Genomic DNA, 19,088 nt, shown 5'->3' with positions numbered 1-19,088 from the left:
GACCTGAAGATGGAGTAGCGACCTATAAAAAACGCTGGGAGATTGAAACGGCATTCCGTGCCATGAAATCTTCGGGCTTCAACATCGAGGACACCCACCTGCGTGACAGAGTGCGTATCACACGTCTGTTTGCGATGGTCTGCATGGCTCTTGTATGGGCGTATCTCGTTGGTGAACATAAAGATATATACGTTAAACCGATAAAAATTCTGAAACATGGGCGAAGGGCTAAGTCATTGGTCAAGTATGGTCTTGAGGAAATCTCAAACGTGCTTTTTCGACCGACATACACACCCAAATTCGATGTATTCAAATTTTTGTCATGTACTTTTCAATTTTATTACAATATTCAGATAAAATAATACTATAATAATTGTCTGCAAAGTATTATTTTTGTAGAAAACTTTAAAGATATGAGAAAAACATTACTTGCTGCTCTCATGCTGATGCAGATGGGAGCATGGGCAAAAGTTGACTTGCCAGAAATATTGAGTGATAACATGGTATTGCAGCAACAAACCGAAGTTAAACTTTGGGGAAAAGCCAAGGCAAATGCCGAAGTAAGTATTAGTCCGTCATGGACAAACAGTATATATACTGTAAAAACCGATAATGACGGAAAGTGGTTGGCAGAGATACAGACACCATCGGCAGGCTATACACCATATACCATAACACTTTCAGACGGAGAGGTGACAACTTTGAATAATATATTGATAGGAGAGGTATGGTTCTGTTCAGGACAGTCGAATATGGAAATGCCTCTGGCAGGTTTCTGGAATTGTCCTATAGAAGATGCTAACGAGACTATAGCGACTGCTTCACAATGGAAGGGAATACGTGTCGCTACAATTGAGAAAAACGGTCAGTTAGAACCTGTAGATAGATGCAAAGGAAACTGGAAGGTAAGTAATCCGGCAAACGCACCGGCATTCAGTGCCACCGCATTCAATTTTGCAATGATGATGAACCGTGTGCTGGATATTCCTGTAGGTATAATAAACTGCAGTTGGGGAGGCAGTACAGTAGAAGGATGGTTGCCTCGTGAAATCGTTGCCCAATACAAGGACATCAATCTGAAAAAAGACATCCGCAAGGAAAACGGTCATGACTGGTGGCATTACATGAGTCCCACACTGATGTATAACGGTATGCTCAAACCGCTCCAGAACTACACCATCAAAGGTTTCCTGTGGTATCAGGGAGAATCAAACGTAGGCAAACATAAGACATACCACGAACGCCTGAAAACCATGGTAGAACTATGGAGAAAGGAGTGGGGGCTCGGCGAGTTGCCATTCTATTATGTAGAAATAGCTCCTTTCGGTTCAAGGGAAACAAACGGCAGTGCATTTCTTCGCGAATCACAGTTCAAGGCACAGTCTATAATCTCTAACAGCGGAATGATTTCTACCAACGACCTTGTGGAAGAGTACGAAAAGGACAATATCCATCCCAAGAACAAGACCGATGTAGGTAAACGTCTGGCATACATGGCATTGAAACGCACATACGGCTTTAAGGGAATAGAAGATATGGGACCTGTCTATAAATCAATGGAAGTGAAAGACGGTGCCGCAATTCTTTCCTTCGAAAATGCGAAGGACGGTTTCAACCGTCTGAATGGTATGGAAGGATTCGAGATAGCAGGAGAGGACAAAGTGTTCTATCCGGCAGAAGCGGAAGTCTATAATAATCTTCAGATTAAGGTTAAATCGGACAAGGTAAAGAATCCTGTTGCCGTACGTTATTGTTTCCGCGATTTCAAACCGGGAAACGTAGCTAATCTTCGCGAGCTGCCTATGTATCCGTTCCGTACTGACAACTGGGAATAATACCGGTCGTGATATATAATTTAAACGCTGTTTAAACGGTATTTAAACATCATTCGAATACCGTTTGAACAGCGTTATAATTTTGTCTATTTTCGTCCGAAATCGGCAGGAATCTCTCCCCACTGGTCAGTTTGCCATTTCAGGATAGGAGTGGAGTAGGAGTTGTTCTTAAGCCAGTTCTCGGCCCTTTCTATATACCTGAACAGTTCCTCTGTTTTGGCATTCCTAACAAGGTTAGTCTTGCATTTCTTCTGCTTCACCCACAGCTGTGCATTTCTGCTGTCGGAATATATAGGCATATCCAGACCTTTCTGTTTCAGCAGTGCCAGACCGTGTACAATTGCTAGAAATTCACCTATGTTATTAGTTCCATACATTGGTCCGAAGTGGAATATCTGTTCTCCTGTTCGAAGATACACCCCTCGATACTCCATCATTCCCGGATTTCCGCTACAGGCTGCATCTACGGCTATACATTCGAAGTTGAAATTCTCCGGCAGATTTGCTTTCTGTTTTTTTGCGACGCTTTCTCCGTTTTTTCTCCCCGGAGGAGCCATGAACTCATGAGCAGGAGAAGCAAAGGCGTGCTCTGCTTCCTCCCTCGTATTGAAGGACTTGTAGAGCGCGCCTTTGAAACCTTTTATCTGGAGCTGGCAGTCAGTCCATGAATCATATACTCCCGGATTGACACCTTTCCAGACTGTATAATATTTCTTTCCGGCCATTATTACATTCTTTCAGGTACTTCGATACCAAGAAGTCCCATAGCCAGTTTTACGACCTTTCCTACGTTCTTGCTCAGTGCAAGGCGGAATATCTTTAGAGCCTCGTTTCCTTCGCGCAGGATGCTGAAATCGTGGTAGAACTGATTGTATTCCTTAACCAGGTCGTAAGCATAGTTGGCTATGATAGAAGGATTGTAGTCGCTTCCTGCCTGTGCCACTACGTTTCTGAAGTCGGCAAGCATCTGAATCAGACCTTCTTCCTTAGTGCTTAGTTCGATACTTGTATTCAGAGTTTCAGGAATGCTGATACCTGCTTCGGCAGCCTTTCTCAAGATAGACTGGATACGTGCGTAAGTATATTGGATGAATGGTCCTGTATTACCGTTGAAGTCGATAGATTCCTTAGGATTGAAAGTCATGTTCTTTCTGGCGTCCACCTTAAGGATGAAGTATTTCAATGCTCCAAGACCAACAATACGAGCTATATCGTCAGCTTCTTCCTTGCTCAGTCCGTCAAGTTTTCCAAGTTCTGCGCTTGTTTCCTTTGCAGTTTCAATCATAGCCTCCATCAGGTCGTCGGCATCTACTACAGTACCTTCGCGACTCTTCATCTTACCTTCCGGAAGTTCCACCATACCGTAAGAGAAGTGTACAAGATCCTTACCCCATTCGAAGCCAAGTTTGTCGAGCAGTATTGAAAGAACCTGGAAGTGATAGTTCTGTTCGTTACCCACAACGTAAATCATCTTGTTGATAGGGTAGTCCTGGAAGCGGAGTTTCGCAGTACCTATATCCTGAGTCATATACACAGAAGTACCGTCGCCACGGAGCAGAAGCTTGTGGTCAAGTCCTTCGGCAGTAAGGTCAGCCCATACTGAGCCGTCTTCTTTCTTGTAGAAGAAACCTTTTTCAAGACCTTCCATAACCTTTTCCTTACCTTCCAGATATGTTTCAGATTCGTAGTATATCTTGTCGAAGCTTACGCCCATCATCTTGTAAGTCTCGTCGAAACCGGCATATACCCAGTCGTTCATCATCTTCCAGAGTCCGCGAACTTCAGGGTCGTTAGCTTCCCATTTACGGAGCATTTCGCGTGCTTCAAGCATCAGTGGAGATTCTGCTTCAGCCTTAGCCTTGGCTTCTTCCTCGTTCATGCCTTCGGCCATGAATTTAGCTGTAAGTTCCTTTACCTCAGCTTTATAGTGCTTGTCGAAAGCCACATAGTAGTCGCCAATCAGGTGGTCGCCCTTCTTGCCTGACGATTCAGGAGTCTCACCGTTACCATATTTCAGCCATGCAAGCATGGACTTACAGATATGGATACCGCGGTCGTTCACGATGTTTGTTTTAACAACCTTGTTGCCGTTTGCTGCCATTACGTTTGCCAGGGCGTTACCCAACAGGTTGTTGCGCACGTGTCCTAAGTGAAGCGGCTTATTTGTGTTAGGCGATGAATACTCAATCATTACCAGAGGAGAAGCATCTGTAGCATCCTTGATTCCCCATTTTTCGTCTTTATTGATAGTGTTCAGCAGTTCTACCCAAACGCCCGATGCTATAGTAATATTCAGGAATCCCTTTATGACATTGAAGTCTGCAACTGCAGGTTCGTTATTCTTGAGATATTCTCCGATTTCCTGTGCAGTCTGTTCAGGACCTTTTTTCGACATCTTCAGGAATGGGAACACAACTAAAGTCAGATGACCTTCAAACTCTTTCTTTGTCTTCTGCAATTGTACCATCTTTTCAGGTACTTCCTGTCCGTACAACTGTTTTATACCTTCAAGTACGGCAGCTGTCAGCTTGTTTTCTATATTCATTTATATTGTGGTTTTATTGTTTCTCGGAAAAATTATTGCCACAAAGATAATGTTTTTAGATTAATTGTATAGTATTATGCTTTAAGTTTTTAGGCTGTTACTTCTTTACGTCCTTCTGTTTGTTCTTTTTTCCATTTTACAGGCGACATTCCTGTTATCATCTTGAATTGTTTACTGAAATGAGCCTGGTCGGCATATCCCGTTATTATTGCAACCTGTCCCATAGACATATCCGATGAACTCAGTATAATCTTTTTAGCTTCTGCTATTCGCATACTGTGCACCCATGTATTGAAATTTAAGTTGTATGTATCGTTTATATAGTTTGAAACATACGTTCTGTTTATACCGATAAGCTTACCTAATTTTTCAATACATATATCATGCTTCAGGTATTCCCGATTCTCTACCCAGTTGTTTATCAGAAGTCTGATTTTTATTGAATCCTTTGCTTTCCTTTTCTTGTTCCCTTCACCCATAATCCCTTGAATTTCGCTATTATAATAGATATATACCACCAATATATTTTAGTCCAAAAGTAGCCCATTGTTTACGCATCTACAAACGCGATTTTGGCGATTTGTGACTATTGTGTCCGTTGCGTGTGCTATCAAGTTAAAAATAACACCTAAGTGGTATAAAAAATTCAGCCTGTATAACTGAACTGCGAAATTTATGGATTTGTATTTACTTGGAAGTCACTGAAAACCGTGATTTTAATTGTAAATCAGTGTAGAAAGCATCTTTTCGTCAAAGATTTCATTTGAAATATCCAGAAGTTCTTCCGATGTAATACGCTCTATGCGCTTGTACACTTCTTCCTTTTCTTCATAACGGTTATAATGAAGGAAGCATTTACCCATGTCCAAAGCACAATTTTCGAAATTGTCCGATGCCACTCCAAGCTGGCCTATTATCTGTTTCTTTGCGGCAGAAAGACGGACATCCGTCATACGGCTGTTCCTAAGCTTCCTCAACTCCTTCATTGTAAGCTCTATACACCTGTCCTTGTCATCCTGGTCGCATCCGAAATATATGCTGAAAACCCCTGTATCGGTATAGGATGTGAGATTTGATTCCACATTGTAGACCAGTGCGTTTCTTTCTCTCAGGACAATATTCAGCAGGCTGTTCATTCCCGGTCCTCCAAGGATATTGTTCAGCAGATAAAGCCCGGTTCGCTTGTTGCTGTGCGCATCATAAGCTCTTGTACCAATCATGACGTGCGACTGATGGGTATCACGGTTGATGACAATATTCTGCGGTATATACGGTTGCGGTGCAATACGTCCCGGTATCGCGTCATTAAAGGCCGGCACGTCCTTCGTCAGTTTTTCAATGGTCCTGATTACCTTTCTGAAGTCGATATCACCCATTATGAAGAACACCATATTGCCGGTCATGTATCTGCCACGGGTGAAACGGAGCGCATCTTCTGTACCAAAACTTCTGAGCAGTTCCGGTTTTCCAAGAATGTTTCTTCCAAGAGGATGTTCAGGGAAGATAAGTTCCTCGAAATCATCGAATATCAGTTCGGCGGGACTGTCCTCATAACTCTGAATCTCGTCGATAATCACCTCTACCTCTTTTTCAATCTGGTTTTCAGGGAATGTGCTGTTGAAAACGATATCTGTAAGAAGCTCTGCCGCACGCATGAAATGCTCTTTCAGAAAAGCCGAGTAGACCACGGTTTCCTCCTTGTTGGTATAGGCATTCAGGTCGCCTCCCACATTCTCCATACGGTTCAGAATATGCCACGCCCGACGGTGTGTGGTACCCTTGAACAATAGGTGTTCAACAAAGTGGGCTATTCCCTGTTCGTTATCCTTTTCGTCGCGTGTGCCGGCATTTATGGCATATCCGCAATAAATCACGTCTGTAGGGCTGGGACAGTGTATTATCCTTAGTCCGTTTTCAAGTGTATATGTAGATATCGTTTTCATTTTTAATTTTTTGACGTGTACAAATTTAAGAAAGGTTTTTCTTATACAAAAAGAATGCAGTAACATATTAAGTAAGAAATATGTTACCGCATTGTAAATATCACCGTCAGTTATTCGTTGTTATTGTTCAAGTCCTAATCTTTTTACCGCTCTGTTGATTTAACAAATAGTCTTTTTCGAACGATTTCCCTCAAGAATCATATTATTTATTTGCTATTTGCATCAAATTTTATATAAAGTTCATTCACCTTAGATGATTCTTTCACTGGGATTTTCTTTTGTCGTTTTACTTATCCAAGAGGAGTAATAAAAAATTCCATCTTTTTTCCTTTAGGTGTGGTAAACGTTCCTCTAAAACCTTGATGGACTTTTATCGCAGAAATAGTACAATTGGGAGTACCATCTTCATAATATTCTGTAAGGTTGAGTTCTTCATCAATCAAAGAATAGTGACCAGCCAAAATGATAGAATTTTCAGGTCCTTTGTCATTATAATAATAAATGCCTGTTACTATCTGTATTCCATTTTCATCAGTTTCATCAAAAGACAAAGTAAATGTACACTCATATTTCCCATCTATACATCCATAAAAATCACCCGACTCCAAAGGCTCTCCCATAAAGCTGTCGTCTTCTGTATTTGTAGTATCAAATAATGGAGAATTAGCCTTTTTAACAACATCTGCAGGTATTGATGTTGTTTCTTCCTGAGTTTCATTTGTTATATATTTCCCTATTGCAAGAACAACAAAGACAATAACTGCCAACCATATTTTCCAGTCATTTGTTTTGTTTTTTACAATTTCAACTTGTGTCTTCCCTTTTTTACAAAGTAAGACGAACAACCAAATAAAACCTATTAATGGTACAAACGAAATAAAAAAATACCATCCACTTTTATTTATATCATGTAATCTGCGTACAACAAAAGCAATGTTAGGAATAATTAATATAACAGAAGCTGATGCTGTAATTAAAAATGGACTATCTATTATAAAGTCTATGCACATCAATACAAACATAAGAATTGTATAACATAAATATCCCATCCAGAATTGTTTACGACTAATTTCTCCTTTAAAGTCAGCATAATGCTTGAAAAAAACATCAATAAAATAATAAGTGAAAAAACTGCGAGAATTATCGTCTTGAGCATCATCTGCTGTATTCTCTAAGTGGTCTGATATAGAAATATTTTGTATCACAAGTTCAGACTCAGACTCTACACTTGTATTTTTTTCTTCCACTAATACTTCATGGCAATAAGGGCAGATTTTTGTACCTTTTTCAATCGTTTCAGCACATACCGGACATAAAATACTATTTCCTGACTGTTTTTCTTCCTGCTCCGGTAACAATTCACCACAGTATTTACATTTCTTTGTCGTAGATAAAATTTCTTCGCCACAAAAAGGGCAACGTTTAAAAATTTCCATTATTCAATTTTTTTAATCAGTTTGTTCTTTCTAATCCATTAATATAAAATCGTCCCATTCCACAAAAGGAATGACAATACCTAAAAAACCAAAACATACCATTGTTCCATCTTCTTCAAATTGACGGTTGTAAATTTTTCCAACAGACCACAACCATTTTGATTCTATTATAATAGTATTATTCTTCTTAAACTGTTCAACAATATCTTTATTAGATACTCCACTATCAAAGAATAAAGAAGCTATTTCACTTGTTTCTTCGCCTAATAGCAAATTGGTATAAGAAGTCATCTTGTCTCTAACGCATTCTTGCATATCTTTAATGATAGCATGTTCCATTCGTTTGTCGGAAGGCACTGTGTAATGAATAATTAAAGCAATTCCACCCCAAAATAATACATTAATAAAAACTATTGATAAAATTCCTATAATGATATTAGTGATATTATTCTCCTGTTTTTGTTTTTCTTCTCGTTCTGCTTTCCATTTTTCAAAGTTGGCTTTTTCCTGTTTGATTTTCTTAATATCGGCAGCCTTTTTGGTTTCTTCTGTTAACCATTCGCCGCAATGTTTGCATTTATAGGCTTCCTTGTGAATTTTTTCTCCACAATAAGGACAACATTTAGTCTCTATATCCATAACATAATAAATTAATAATTAAATTTAGAACGCATAGCAGGTTGATGAAATATGAGAGATATAATAGCACAAATAAGTCCCACCCACCAATAATCTGCGTAATTATCAGTCAATAGTCGGCTTGCGATCTGTAATTCTGATTCGTCAAATAGATAAGGCGCAAGAGCAACGCCAACTGTTCCCCATATTAAAGAAATTCCAATACAATAAAGTACTCTTAAAAAATGAATGCTCAGTAAGATAGAAAATACGCCTAAAAATAGAGCATATCCCCACCATTCCAAATCATAAACATAACCTACTAATGCTGTTATTATAATACTTTCAATATAGAGTAAACATCCTGTATCATTGTTCTCTTTTTCCTCTTCTATTGCTGCTTTCACTTCTTCAACACTAGCTCCTCTTTTAGCTTCTTCCTTTTCTTGTTCGGCTTTTTCTTGAAGACGACGTTGCCACGCATCAAACCAATATCCACAATAACGGCACTTCTTAGCTTCTGCATTAACCCATTCTCCACATTGCGGACATTGTTTTTCTAACCATTTACCACAATGTTTACATTTTTTTGCGCTAATTAAAATTTCTTCTCCACAATAAGGGCATGATTTCATTTCTTCCATGTGATCAAACTTTAATTTTGTTTTTCAATATATAATAATACTACAATTTAAAAGTCACAGGTAATGTATATCTAACTCGTACATTTTTATTGTCTATTCTGCCAGGTTTCCATTTAGGCATTGATGATATTAATCGAATGGCTTCTTTGTCAAGATCAGGATCTACAGAACGCATAACTACAGGGTCAACAATAGAACCGTCCTGATTAACAACGAACTTAACGATTACACGTCCTTGGGTGCCATTCTTCTGAGCGATAGTAGGATATTTGATGTTATTTTCGAGGTATTTCATCAATTCGGACATACCGCCTTGGAATTCAGGCATTGTATCAGCTATGTCAAAGACCTCTTGATTTTCAGAATTTTCGTAAACGACTTCATCTGTTTGTTCTGTTAAGGCTTGGGGCTTTTCTTTTTCTTCTTCTTTTTCAACATTCCACCATTCCCATTTGGCGTTATTTCGTTCTATCATACACTCCAGATCATTATAATTATTTTCTATAATCTTATTGAGCATATAACTAATATCGCCTATTACATTTTCAATGTCTCCAGTGGTTAAATCTTCCCGATAAAACTTCTTACAAATGCCATGCTCATAAATCCCATAGAAATAAATAACATCATCTTGTTGTAATGTCCATTTCCCATCACAATATCCGTTTTCGTCAAATTGACCATTTAATGATTTTAAAGTAGTAATATAATTAGATATGTCTTTTTGGAAACTAAAACTTAAATTTTTTCCATTAACATCTCCTACAAATTTCCCATTTTTTATTGTTAGAGAAATAGAACCTAAATTTGACGTATATTTATATAAACCATTCAATATTCCATTCTTGTATGTAACTTTCAAAGTAGGCATAGACTCCATGAAACCTCTCGTTGAATATGTCCATACTCCATCCTTTTTATCTTTTTTGAATTTTCCTATGACTTTATCAATACCATTACTTCCTACATAAATAAAATTTCCTTCATAGATGCGTCCACCTTTCGGGTTGTCTTTGTATGTATAGGTGGCTGTCCCATATTTATACTTGCCAGAATAAGTTTTCAGCGTTTGAGCATTTGTTATTAGAATATTTGAAAACAATATTAATATACAAAGTAATGATTTGTACATAATTTTCTTGTTAGTAATATTGTCTTCTCTTATTTTACAAATAATTCTTATTGGATATTTGCATACTGAAAGGTGTTTAATATTGATTACAGATAATGTAAGCAAATGGTTAACAGGTCGCATAGGGTTGCTATTCATAATATTAATAAAATTTTATATGTCTTTCTCAGTTCCTTAAAAAAGACCATACTCTATGAAATTAAGAAGCGTGGAACTGTAAATCCACTTCCTTGTGAGAAGGCCCTGAGAAAACCTTTAGAGATAGATGTGGAGATAGCAGCCCCACGCATATGCGCGGAGAACCATCATGCCAAATCTTGTCTCTGTGTATAAGTTTCTCAGGCTTTACTCACGCAAGATGAAGACATAACGCTTCTTTATTTTTTTATATGTATTGGAAAGAATTGTTTCTATCCAAATACAAATATAGTGAATTTTTGTAATGATCTTATCTTCAATGATTTTTTTTTATAAAAAAATGACCTGTCGTTTAAGGTAAAATGCTTTGTCGTTTGAATTAAAATGACAAAGCGTTTTAAAAAAACGTATCAGACGTATGAAAAGTGTCAATTTTTATCTCCATATTTGTAAATAAAATTCATTTTATATGGAACGTATAGCTGTATTTTGTTCTGCATCGCAGAGTATTGACGACATTTATGCAGAAAAGGCACGTGAGCTTGGGGCATGGATGGGAGATAACGGTAAAACTCTGGTTTATGGCGGTACCAGTTCAGGGCTGATGGAGGTAATTGCTGCCGAAGCAAAGGCACATGGAGCAATGGTTATGGGAGTTGTACCTACAATAGTTGAGGAACGTGGAAAGACAAGCGATAATTGCGACGTGGTTTTCCGTACGGACAATCTGAGCGACAGAAAGGACGTAATGTTGCGCGAATCCGAAGTGGCCGTAGCGTTGCCGGGCGGGGTAGGAACATTGGACGAGATATTCACCGTGATGGCTTCGGCTACTATCGGCTATCACCACAAACAGGTGATATTATACAATATAAACGGGTTCTGGGACGGTGTTATTGCTTTCCTCGACGGACTGGAGAAACAGAACTTCGCACATTCACCACTGAAGAATTTCTATAAGGTGGCAAACTCGCTTGAAGAACTGGTTAAATTGCTTCAATAAGAATCCGGCAATCAACAACTAAAAACTAATAACTAAAAACCAATAACTTAGAGCTCAAAGATGCGAAAGATTATAGGAATAGGAGAAACCATCCTCGATATACTTTTCAGAGATGGACAACCTCAGGCGGCAGTGCCCGGAGGTTCGGTATATAATGGTATAGTATCACTCGGGAGAATGGGCATGGATGTAACTTTCATAAGCGAAACGGGCAATGACAGGGTAGGGCAGATTATTCTTGAGAATATGCGTGAGAACGGGGTGAGGACTGACAGCGTAAATGTCTTCCCTGACGGGAAATCACCGGTGTCATTGGCTTTCCTGAACGAAAGAAACGATGCGGAGTATATCTTCTACAAGGATTATCCCAAGTTGAGGCTTGATGTGAAGATGCCCGAGATAGAGAAGGATGATGTACTGATGATAGGGTCATATTATGTCATATCGCCTTTGTTGCGCGACAAGGTGAAGGAAGTGATGGATAAGGCTAAGAAAAACGGGGCAATAATATACTATGATGTGAATTTCAGAAGCAATCACGTGACTGAGGCTATTAAGCTGATGCCTACCGTGCTTGAAAACTTCGAATATGCGGATATACTGCGTGGTTCGACTGAGGATTTTCAGAATCTGTTCAAGATAAACGAACCTGACAAGGTTTATAAGAACAACGTTGGTTTCTATTGCAAGAACTTCATCTGTACGGATGCCGACAAGGATATTCATCTGTACACACGTAATTTTGCGAAAACATACGGTATTGCTCCCATAGAAACTGTAAGTACTATAGGGGCAGGGGATAACTTCAATGCCGGTGTAGTGTACGGACTTATAAAGAACAACATAGGCAAAGACGATTTACAGGGGCTTTCGGAAGCCGACTGGGATAAGATAATACGCTGCGGCATTGACTTCAGCGCTGAAGTGTGCCGCAGTGTACATAATTCTGTTTCTAAAGAGTTTGCTGCTGCATACCGCTGACAATCTTCTTTACTTCGTTCTGGAAGGCTATGAAACCGCCTCCCAGAACGCGGTTGCCGTCGTAGAATACGGCCGACTGTCCAGGAGTGATAGCAGATGCCTCGCTGCTGAAATGTACCATCATGCGTCCGTCTTCGAGTAGGGTAGCGGTGCATGGAATAGGCTTGCTTCTGTAGCGTATTCTAACCGAAAGTTCCGGGCATGTCAATATCTCGTTGATATCGGCAGCATTGATATCTTCTACAAGCATATATTCAGTCTTGAGCTGCTCTGCATCGCCCAACATTACAGTGTTCTTTACAGGGTTTATTTTCAGCACATAGGCAGGCTTTCCGAGCGCTATCTCCAGACCTTTGCGCTGACCTATGGTATAATAGGCAAAACCTTTGTGCTGGCCTAATTTAAGGCCCTTGCTGTCGACAAACCATCCCGGACCTATCTTCTCGTCTATGTCCGGACAGTGTTCTTTAAGGAACTCTCTGTAATCCTTGTCGATAAAGCATATCTCCATGCTTTCTCCGCCTTTCGCCTTGGCTTCAAAACCTTTCGATGCAAGGTATTCCCTTACCTCTACCTTAGTCATTCCACCAAGCGGAAACATCATTATGCGGAGTATCTCCTGAGGGAGTTTCCATAGGAAATACGACTGGTCTTTGATACTGTCGTCACCTGTGAGGATGTATCTGTTGCCGTTTCTTTCCTCCATGCGGCAGTAATGCCCTGTGGAAATGTAGGCACAGTTTGTTCTGTCTGCCCATTCACACAGTATTCTTTCCTTGAACAGCGGGTTGCACATCACGCATGGGTTAGGCGTGCGGCCGCGCATATACTCGTCGATAAAATACTTCACTATCACCTGTTTGAACTCCTCGCGCACGTCTGCCACATGATGTTCTATACCAAGACGATTGGCCAATTCGCGTGCTTCAAGAACGAAGTTCGGTTCTTCCTGTTCCGGAGTAGAGAACTGTGATGCAATGTCCCATGTGCGCATGGTTACTCCCACTACTTCGTATCCTTTTTCCTGCAGCATGATGCATGTGGCAGAACTGTCTATTCCGCCGCTCATTCCTACAAGTACTCTCTTTTCTCTTTCTTTCATACTCAGTGTCATTTTGTCTTATATAACAGAATGCATAGTAAAGATGTTTATCCGTATATGCCTGACTATACTTATTTTATGAACTTTTTGGCTACCTTATGATATGTATCGAGGTTTACTCCAAGTTTTTCGCCAAGCTCTATCATATCGAACAGCATTCCCTGTATCTCCGACTGATGTCCTCTTGCGATATCCTTCTGCATCGAGGCTGTGCTGTGAGGGTCAAGCTTGTCTATTACCTTCAGATTGTACTCCACAGGGTCTTCAGGGAAGACTACACCGAGGCGACGGCCTATCTCGGCACTCTCTGTAGACAGTCCTATGAATGTGTCGCGTACCTCTCCTTCGTGCTGCACTTCACCCATAGGTACATCATGGTAAGCACCGGTACAGGCCATGGCAGATATGAATGCCCATTTGATGAATGTGTCGCGGTTGATATCGTCCGAAACATCGACTTTGATACCACATTTACGCAGAGTATCGGCTATTTCTTCCAACCTTTCTGTGACAACTCCCTGTTCAGGACGGGCACCGAACACGAGGCGGAAAATCTTTCCCATCTGAGTAATCTCACCTTCACCCGATACGAAACCTACTATGTAGATACATCCGTCGAGGACTTTCACCGATGGAGCAAGGCGGCCTATTCTCGGACCTGTGCCATAAACATTAAGTATCGGAACGACAAGTGTGTCCGGAGTGGAAGCGCGTTCGAGGACGTCTTTTATAGAGTCTATGGAATATCCCTTAACGCATACGAAGATAACGTCGGCCTTGTCATTGTATTCCTCTGATGTACAGGCTTTCACGTTCAGAAAGTGTTCTCCCTTAAGGTCGGATTTCAGGTGCAAACCGTTCTTGCGGATTGCTTCAAGATGTGCACCGCGTGCTATGCAGGTGACATCCTCACCGTTTAATGCCAAAAAACCGGCGATGCTGCCTCCAACGCCGCCGGTTCCTATGATTAGATATTTCTTTTGCATATCGTAATTACACATTGAATCTGAAGTGCATGATGTCGCCATCCTGAACCACATAGTCCTTACCTTCCACACTCATCTTGCCGGCTTCTTTTACAGCTGTTTCCGAGCCGTACTTGATATAATCTTCATACTTGATTACTTCGGCACGGATAAAGCCTTTCTCAAAGTCTGTGTGGATTACACCTGCGCACTGTGGAGCTTTCCATCCCTTGCGGTATGTCCAGGCTCTTACTTCCTGTACTCCGGCTGTGATATATGTTTCAAGATCAAGCAGCTTGTAGGCAGCTTTGATAAGGCGTGTCACACCAGATTCTTCCAGACCCACTTCATGAAGGAACATCTGACGGTCTTCGTAAGTTTCAAGTTCGGCGATATCTGCCTCAGTTTTTGCTGCTACGATAAGGATTTCTGCGTTTTCGTTTTTTACAGCCTCGCGTACCTGTTCAACGTATTTGTTGCCGTTCACAGCACTTGCTTCGTCTACGTTGCATACATATAGTACAGGCTTGCTTGTTATCAGGAACAGTTCTCTTGCTATCTTCTGTTCGTCTTTTGTTTCAAACTGTACTGTACGTGCTGATTTTCCCTGTTCAAGAGCTTCCTTGTATTGTACAAGTACTTCGTAAGTCTGTTTGGCAACCTTGTCACCGCCTGTTTGTGCCTGTTTCTGGACTTTCTGTATGCGGCTTTCAATAGTTTCAAGGTCTTTCAGCTGAAGTTCTGTATCTATGATTTCCTTATCGCGTACAGGGTCTACACTTCCGTCTACGTGAGTTACGTTTTCGTCATCGAAGCAACGCAAAACGTGAATGATAGCGTCAGTCTCACGTATGTTTGCAAGGAACTTGTTTCCTAATCCTTCACCTTTGCTGGCTCCTTTTACAAGTCCGGCAATATCAACGATTTCAACGGTTGTTGGAACGATACGCTGAGGATTTATAAGTTCTGCCAGTTTGTTCAGACGTTCGTCCGGAACAGTGATAACACCTACGTTAGGTTCGATAGTACAGAAAGGGAAATTGGCTGCCTGAGCCTTTGCATTAGATAAGCAATTGAAAAGTGTCGATTTACCTACGTTTGGCAATCCGACAATACCGCATTGTAGTGCCATAAATATATATAAGTTTTTTATTTTTAGATTTAAAACTTTGCAAAGGTACTTATTTTATTCAAGTTTCGCAAGTATGTGAAACTTTCAGAATTTAAAGCAGTTATTTATTTCAGTTCATAACCATAATAGCACAAAAAAAGAGGCAATCCGAAACCGGATTGCCTCTATGAAAGAGAGATTTATTTTATTTTTTGTCAGCTATTCTTTCTATTTTACTTATCCATTGTAACTGTCATGTCAGGAATAAGGATGAATGCGCCCTTTTTGCTGTTCCATTTGTAATATTCTGTTGTGACGCTCTTGCTGTCGTATGTATAGCAGATTTTCAGGTCGTTTACCCAACAGTTGTCTTCTGCATTCCATTTCTGTGACATATTTTCAGTCATCTGGTTGTTTGCATCATACTTATAATTGTATTTCATATATTTAGTAAGCAGATTGTTGTCCATCTTATAGACAGTTTCTGCAACTTTCACTCCGTTAACTTCTTCAGCATTGTAAATCAGGTTGTTATTCAACTTGGCAGCTGAGATAGTAGCATTAGCAATAAAAACTGTTACAATTACTAACAAGGTTTTGATAAAATTCATAGCTTTCATATTTTTAATATTTTAGGTTTAACTTACAATTTGTTTTTGATTACGATGCAAATATAGATGTTATTTCTATATCTTGTATAGTTTACCCAAAAATTTAGCTTGAAATTAGCAAAATGTTAGCTATTTAACTTTAGTTTACAATTTAATCACATTAATGTGCTTCAAGCCAATTTTGACCCCAACCACAGTCTGCAAGCAAAGGTACTTTCATTTTGTAAGCAGCCTCCATTTCCGACATCACAATTTGCTGTACTTTTTCTTTTTCTTCTCTCAATACGCTGAAATTGAGTTCGTCGTGTACCTGGAGTATCATTTTCGACTTGATGCCCTCGTCCATGAATCTTTTGTATATTCTCACCATAGCTACCTTTATTATATCGGCCGCACTACCCTGAATAGGTGCATTGATTGCATTTCGTTCGGCATATCCTCTTACAACGGCATTTCTTGAATTTATGTCAGGAAGATACCTTTTGCGCTTGAATATTGTCTCTATGTAACCTTTATCCCTTGCAGAACGCACACTCTCTTCCATATAGGCCTTAACTTTAGGATAGTTTTCGAAATATCCATCGATAAGTTCTTTTGCTTCCTTACGCTCTACATTCAGTCGTTCGGCAAGACCGAAGACAGATATACCATATATAATACCGAAGTTTGCAGTCTTGGCCTTGCTTCGCTGCTCTCTGGTCACATCTTCGATGTTTACCTTATATATCTTTGCAGCAGTAGCAGCATGGATATCCTGCTCCTCCCTGAATGCCTCAATCATGTTCTCATCTTCACTCAGGTGTGCCATTATTCTAAGCTCTATCTGTGAATAGTCGGCAGAGAAGAACTCGCAACCGTCGTCCGGGATGAATGCTTTTCTTATCTCCTTTCCGTCATCATCCCTAATAGGGATATTCTGCAGGTTAGGATTGCTTGAGCTTAATCGTCCTGTAGCCGTTACAGTCTGATTGAAAGATGTGTGTATTCTTCCGGTCTTCGGATTGATAAGCTCAGGCAGGGCATCAATGTATGTACTTAGGAGTTTCTTCAATCCTCGATAGTCAAGAATCTTTTCCACTATCTGATGTTTGCCTTTCAGACTTTCAAGAACCTCCTCTGATGTTACATACTGGCCTGTTTTGGTTTTCTTTGCCTTTTCTACAATCTTCAGTCTGTCGAAGAGTACCTCACCGACCTGCTTTGGTGAAGACACGTTGAATTCCATTCCGGCAAGCTTGTAAATTTCTTCTTCTATTTCGCGCATTCTAATGGTGAAATGCTTCGAGGTTTCCTTAAGTGCTTCGGTGTCTATTCTTACTCCGTTTCTTTCGATATAAGCAAGTACCGGAACCAAAGGCATTTCTATTTCTTCAAACAGTTCCTTTACTCCGTTGGTTTCAAGTTCCTTTTCAAGAATATTCTTCAGTTTGAGAGTTACGTCTGCATCCTCGCACGCGTATTTATATATATCAGTAGGAGAGAGGTCGCGCATGTTACGCTGATTCTTTCCCTTGGCACCAATCAGCTCTTCTATTTTTATGGTATCATATTTCAGGTACACTTCTGCCAGATAGTCCATGCCATGATGCAGTTCAGGCTGCAACACATAGTGTGCAATCATGGTATCGAACATTTTTCCTTTTATAGTGATACCATAGTTGCCAAGAACCATCATATCATATTTTATGTTCTGGCCAACCTTTAGAGAATTTTCATTTTCAAAGACAGGCTTGAATTTGTCTACCAACTTTTGTGCTTCTTCTCTGTCTTTCGGTACAGGAACGTAAAAAGCACTGTTTTCTTCGTAACTGAAGCTCATTCCCACCAGTTCTGCACTCATTGCATCGGTGTCAGTCGTCTCTGTATCTAAACTGAGAATATTCTTTGTAAGGATTATTCTTAAAAAATCATCTATTTTCTCCTCTGTATCAATCAGTTGATAGTCGTAGCTGATGTCTTCAAGCCTTCTGAGATTTGAATTTTTCTGTTCAACTGTATTATCATCAGCAAAAAATCCAAAGAGATCGCCTTGAAGAGGCTGCTTTTCCTGTACTGGTTTGGCTGATGTTTTCTTCTCATTCTTGAAAACTCTGTCAAGCAAGGAACGGAACTCCAGTTCTTCAAAAATGCTTCTTAGTTTTTCTTCATCCGGAGTTTCACGTTTCAGTGAGTCCATGTCAAGTTCTACGGGAACATCAATTTTTATAGTGGCGAGGAATTTGGAAAATTTTATCTTTTCGACATTCGATTCTACCTTTGTCTTTATCGCTCCTTTCAACTGGTCTGTATGTTCAAGCAGATTTTCGATACTTCCGAATTCCGAAATAAGTTTTTGTGCTGTTTTCTCTCCGACTCCCGGACATCCCGGTATATTATCTGACGAGTCGCCCATAAGTCCTAACATATCGATTACCTGACTGGTAGATTCTATATTGAATTTGGCCTTTACTTCCTCTATACCCATTATGTCGAATTCCTTGTCGCCATACTTTGGTCTGTACATGAATACATTCTCGCTCACCAACTGGCCATAGTCTTTGTCAGGAGTCATCATATAAGTAGTGATGCCTCTCTTCCCGGCTTCAGTGGCAAGTGTTCCGATAACATCGTCAGCTTCATATCCCGGAACTTCAAGGATAGGAATCCTGTAGGCTCTGATAATATCCTTTATAATAGGTACAGACTGTCTGATAGCCTCAGGCGTTTCTTCTCTCTGGGCTTTGTATTCCTTATATGCCTCGTGTCTGAATGTCGGGCCTGAAGGGTCGAATGCCACACCTATATGGGTAGGCGATTCTTTTTTCAGCACATCTTCAAGTGTATTTACAAAACCTAATATAGCAGATGTGTTGAAGCCTTTTGAGTTGATTCTTGGGCTTTTGATTAATGCATAATAAGCACGGTAGATTAATGCATAAGCATCGAGTAGAAAAAGTTTATCCATATAGTGTGAATTAATAATGAAATTTCATGTAAAAGTACAAAAAAATACCATATTCCCCGTTTTATTATTACTTTTGTACA

Annotated in this window: 16 protein-coding genes and 1 pseudogene; 4 read left to right on the top strand and 13 right to left on the bottom strand. The window is 39.9% G+C overall.

The window, feature by feature from the left end; translation table 11 throughout:
* Positions 1-362, top strand: a 362-nt coding sequence (locus tag QZ379_RS00605; protein ID WP_291556951.1) for a transposase, incomplete at its 5' end; no start/stop codon positions are given.
* A 51-nt stretch (positions 363-413) separates the two neighbouring features.
* A complete protein-coding gene (locus tag QZ379_RS00600; RefSeq protein WP_291556948.1) occupies positions 414-1,835 on the top strand; it encodes a sialate O-acetylesterase in 1,422 nt (473 codons plus the stop codon).
* Between the two features lie 86 nt (positions 1,836-1,921).
* Here QZ379_RS00600 and QZ379_RS00595 read toward each other — a convergent pair whose 3' ends face one another.
* The 8 genes and pseudogenes from QZ379_RS00595 to QZ379_RS00560 all read right to left on the bottom strand — a co-directional run.
* Entirely contained in the window at positions 1,922-2,560 is a 639-nt protein-coding gene (locus tag QZ379_RS00595) for a viroplasmin family protein (protein ID WP_291556945.1), read from the bottom strand.
* A 2-nt stretch (positions 2,561-2,562) separates the two neighbouring features.
* Positions 2,563-4,380, bottom strand: a complete 1,818-nt coding sequence (argS, locus tag QZ379_RS00590; RefSeq protein WP_291556942.1) for an arginine--tRNA ligase — start codon at positions 4,378-4,380, stop codon at positions 2,563-2,565.
* A gap of 89 nt (positions 4,381-4,469) precedes the next feature.
* The gene (locus QZ379_RS00585; protein ID WP_291556938.1) at positions 4,470-4,859 is read right to left on the bottom strand and encodes an AraC family transcriptional regulator; all 390 of its coding nucleotides are present in this window, start codon (positions 4,857-4,859) and stop codon (positions 4,470-4,472) included.
* A 237-nt stretch (positions 4,860-5,096) separates the two neighbouring features.
* On the bottom strand, positions 5,097-6,323 hold the full coding sequence (locus QZ379_RS00580) for a pitrilysin family protein (RefSeq protein ID WP_291556935.1): 1,227 nt from the start codon (positions 6,321-6,323) through the stop codon (positions 5,097-5,099).
* 290 nt (positions 6,324-6,613) lie between these two features.
* Positions 6,614-7,759 carry a zinc-ribbon domain-containing protein gene (locus QZ379_RS00575; protein ID WP_291556932.1) on the bottom strand — a complete coding sequence of 382 codons (1,146 nt, stop codon included), beginning with the start codon at positions 7,757-7,759 and terminating at the stop codon, positions 6,614-6,616.
* 30 nt (positions 7,760-7,789) lie between these two features.
* Positions 7,790-8,398, bottom strand: coding sequence for a hypothetical protein (locus QZ379_RS00570; protein ID WP_291556929.1), 609 nt, complete (start codon positions 8,396-8,398; stop codon positions 7,790-7,792).
* A gap of 11 nt (positions 8,399-8,409) precedes the next feature.
* Positions 8,410-9,021 (bottom strand): zinc ribbon domain-containing protein, encoded by a 612-nt coding sequence (locus QZ379_RS00565; protein ID WP_291556926.1) that lies wholly within the window; start codon positions 9,019-9,021, stop codon positions 8,410-8,412.
* A gap of 40 nt (positions 9,022-9,061) precedes the next feature.
* Positions 9,062-9,403, bottom strand: a pseudogene (locus tag QZ379_RS00560) (energy transducer TonB); the annotation flags it as partial.
* A 1,357-nt stretch (positions 9,404-10,760) separates the two neighbouring features.
* Between QZ379_RS00560 and QZ379_RS00555 the strand changes: the two are divergent.
* Complete coding sequence (locus QZ379_RS00555; protein ID WP_291556922.1) at positions 10,761-11,294, top strand: TIGR00730 family Rossman fold protein; 534 nt, start codon at positions 10,761-10,763, stop codon at positions 11,292-11,294.
* Between the two features lie 60 nt (positions 11,295-11,354).
* On the top strand, positions 11,355-12,275 hold the full coding sequence (locus QZ379_RS00550) for a carbohydrate kinase (RefSeq protein WP_291556919.1): 921 nt from the start codon (positions 11,355-11,357) through the stop codon (positions 12,273-12,275).
* On the opposite strand, the gene mnmA is transcribed toward QZ379_RS00550, so the two are convergent.
* From mnmA to polA, 5 genes are all read right to left on the bottom strand, one after another.
* Entirely contained in the window at positions 12,247-13,377 is a 1,131-nt protein-coding gene (mnmA, locus tag QZ379_RS00545; RefSeq protein ID WP_291556916.1) for a tRNA 2-thiouridine(34) synthase MnmA, read from the bottom strand. The two genes, QZ379_RS00550 and mnmA, sit on opposite strands and share 29 nt — an antisense overlap.
* A 71-nt stretch (positions 13,378-13,448) precedes the next feature.
* Complete coding sequence (locus tag QZ379_RS00540) at positions 13,449-14,363, bottom strand: ketopantoate reductase family protein (protein WP_291556914.1); 915 nt, start codon at positions 14,361-14,363, stop codon at positions 13,449-13,451.
* Positions 14,364-14,370: 7 nt separating this feature from the next.
* The gene (gene ychF / locus QZ379_RS00535) at positions 14,371-15,474 is read right to left on the bottom strand and encodes a redox-regulated ATPase YchF (protein WP_291556911.1); all 1,104 of its coding nucleotides are present in this window, start codon (positions 15,472-15,474) and stop codon (positions 14,371-14,373) included.
* 212 nt (positions 15,475-15,686) lie between these two features.
* Entirely contained in the window at positions 15,687-16,073 is a 387-nt protein-coding gene (locus QZ379_RS00530) for a DUF3836 domain-containing protein (RefSeq protein WP_291556908.1), read from the bottom strand.
* Positions 16,074-16,224: 151 nt separating this feature from the next.
* The gene (gene polA / locus QZ379_RS00525) at positions 16,225-19,008 is read right to left on the bottom strand and encodes a DNA polymerase I (RefSeq protein ID WP_291556905.1); all 2,784 of its coding nucleotides are present in this window, start codon (positions 19,006-19,008) and stop codon (positions 16,225-16,227) included.
* Positions 19,009-19,088: the final 80 nt, after the last annotated feature.

It is taken from the genome of Bacteroides sp., assembly GCF_019417265.1.
Taxonomy (GTDB): domain Bacteria; phylum Bacteroidota; class Bacteroidia; order Bacteroidales; family Bacteroidaceae; genus Phocaeicola.
Note: the sequence above shows the minus strand (reverse complement) of the source record. Positions and strands in the feature narration are given on the sequence as shown.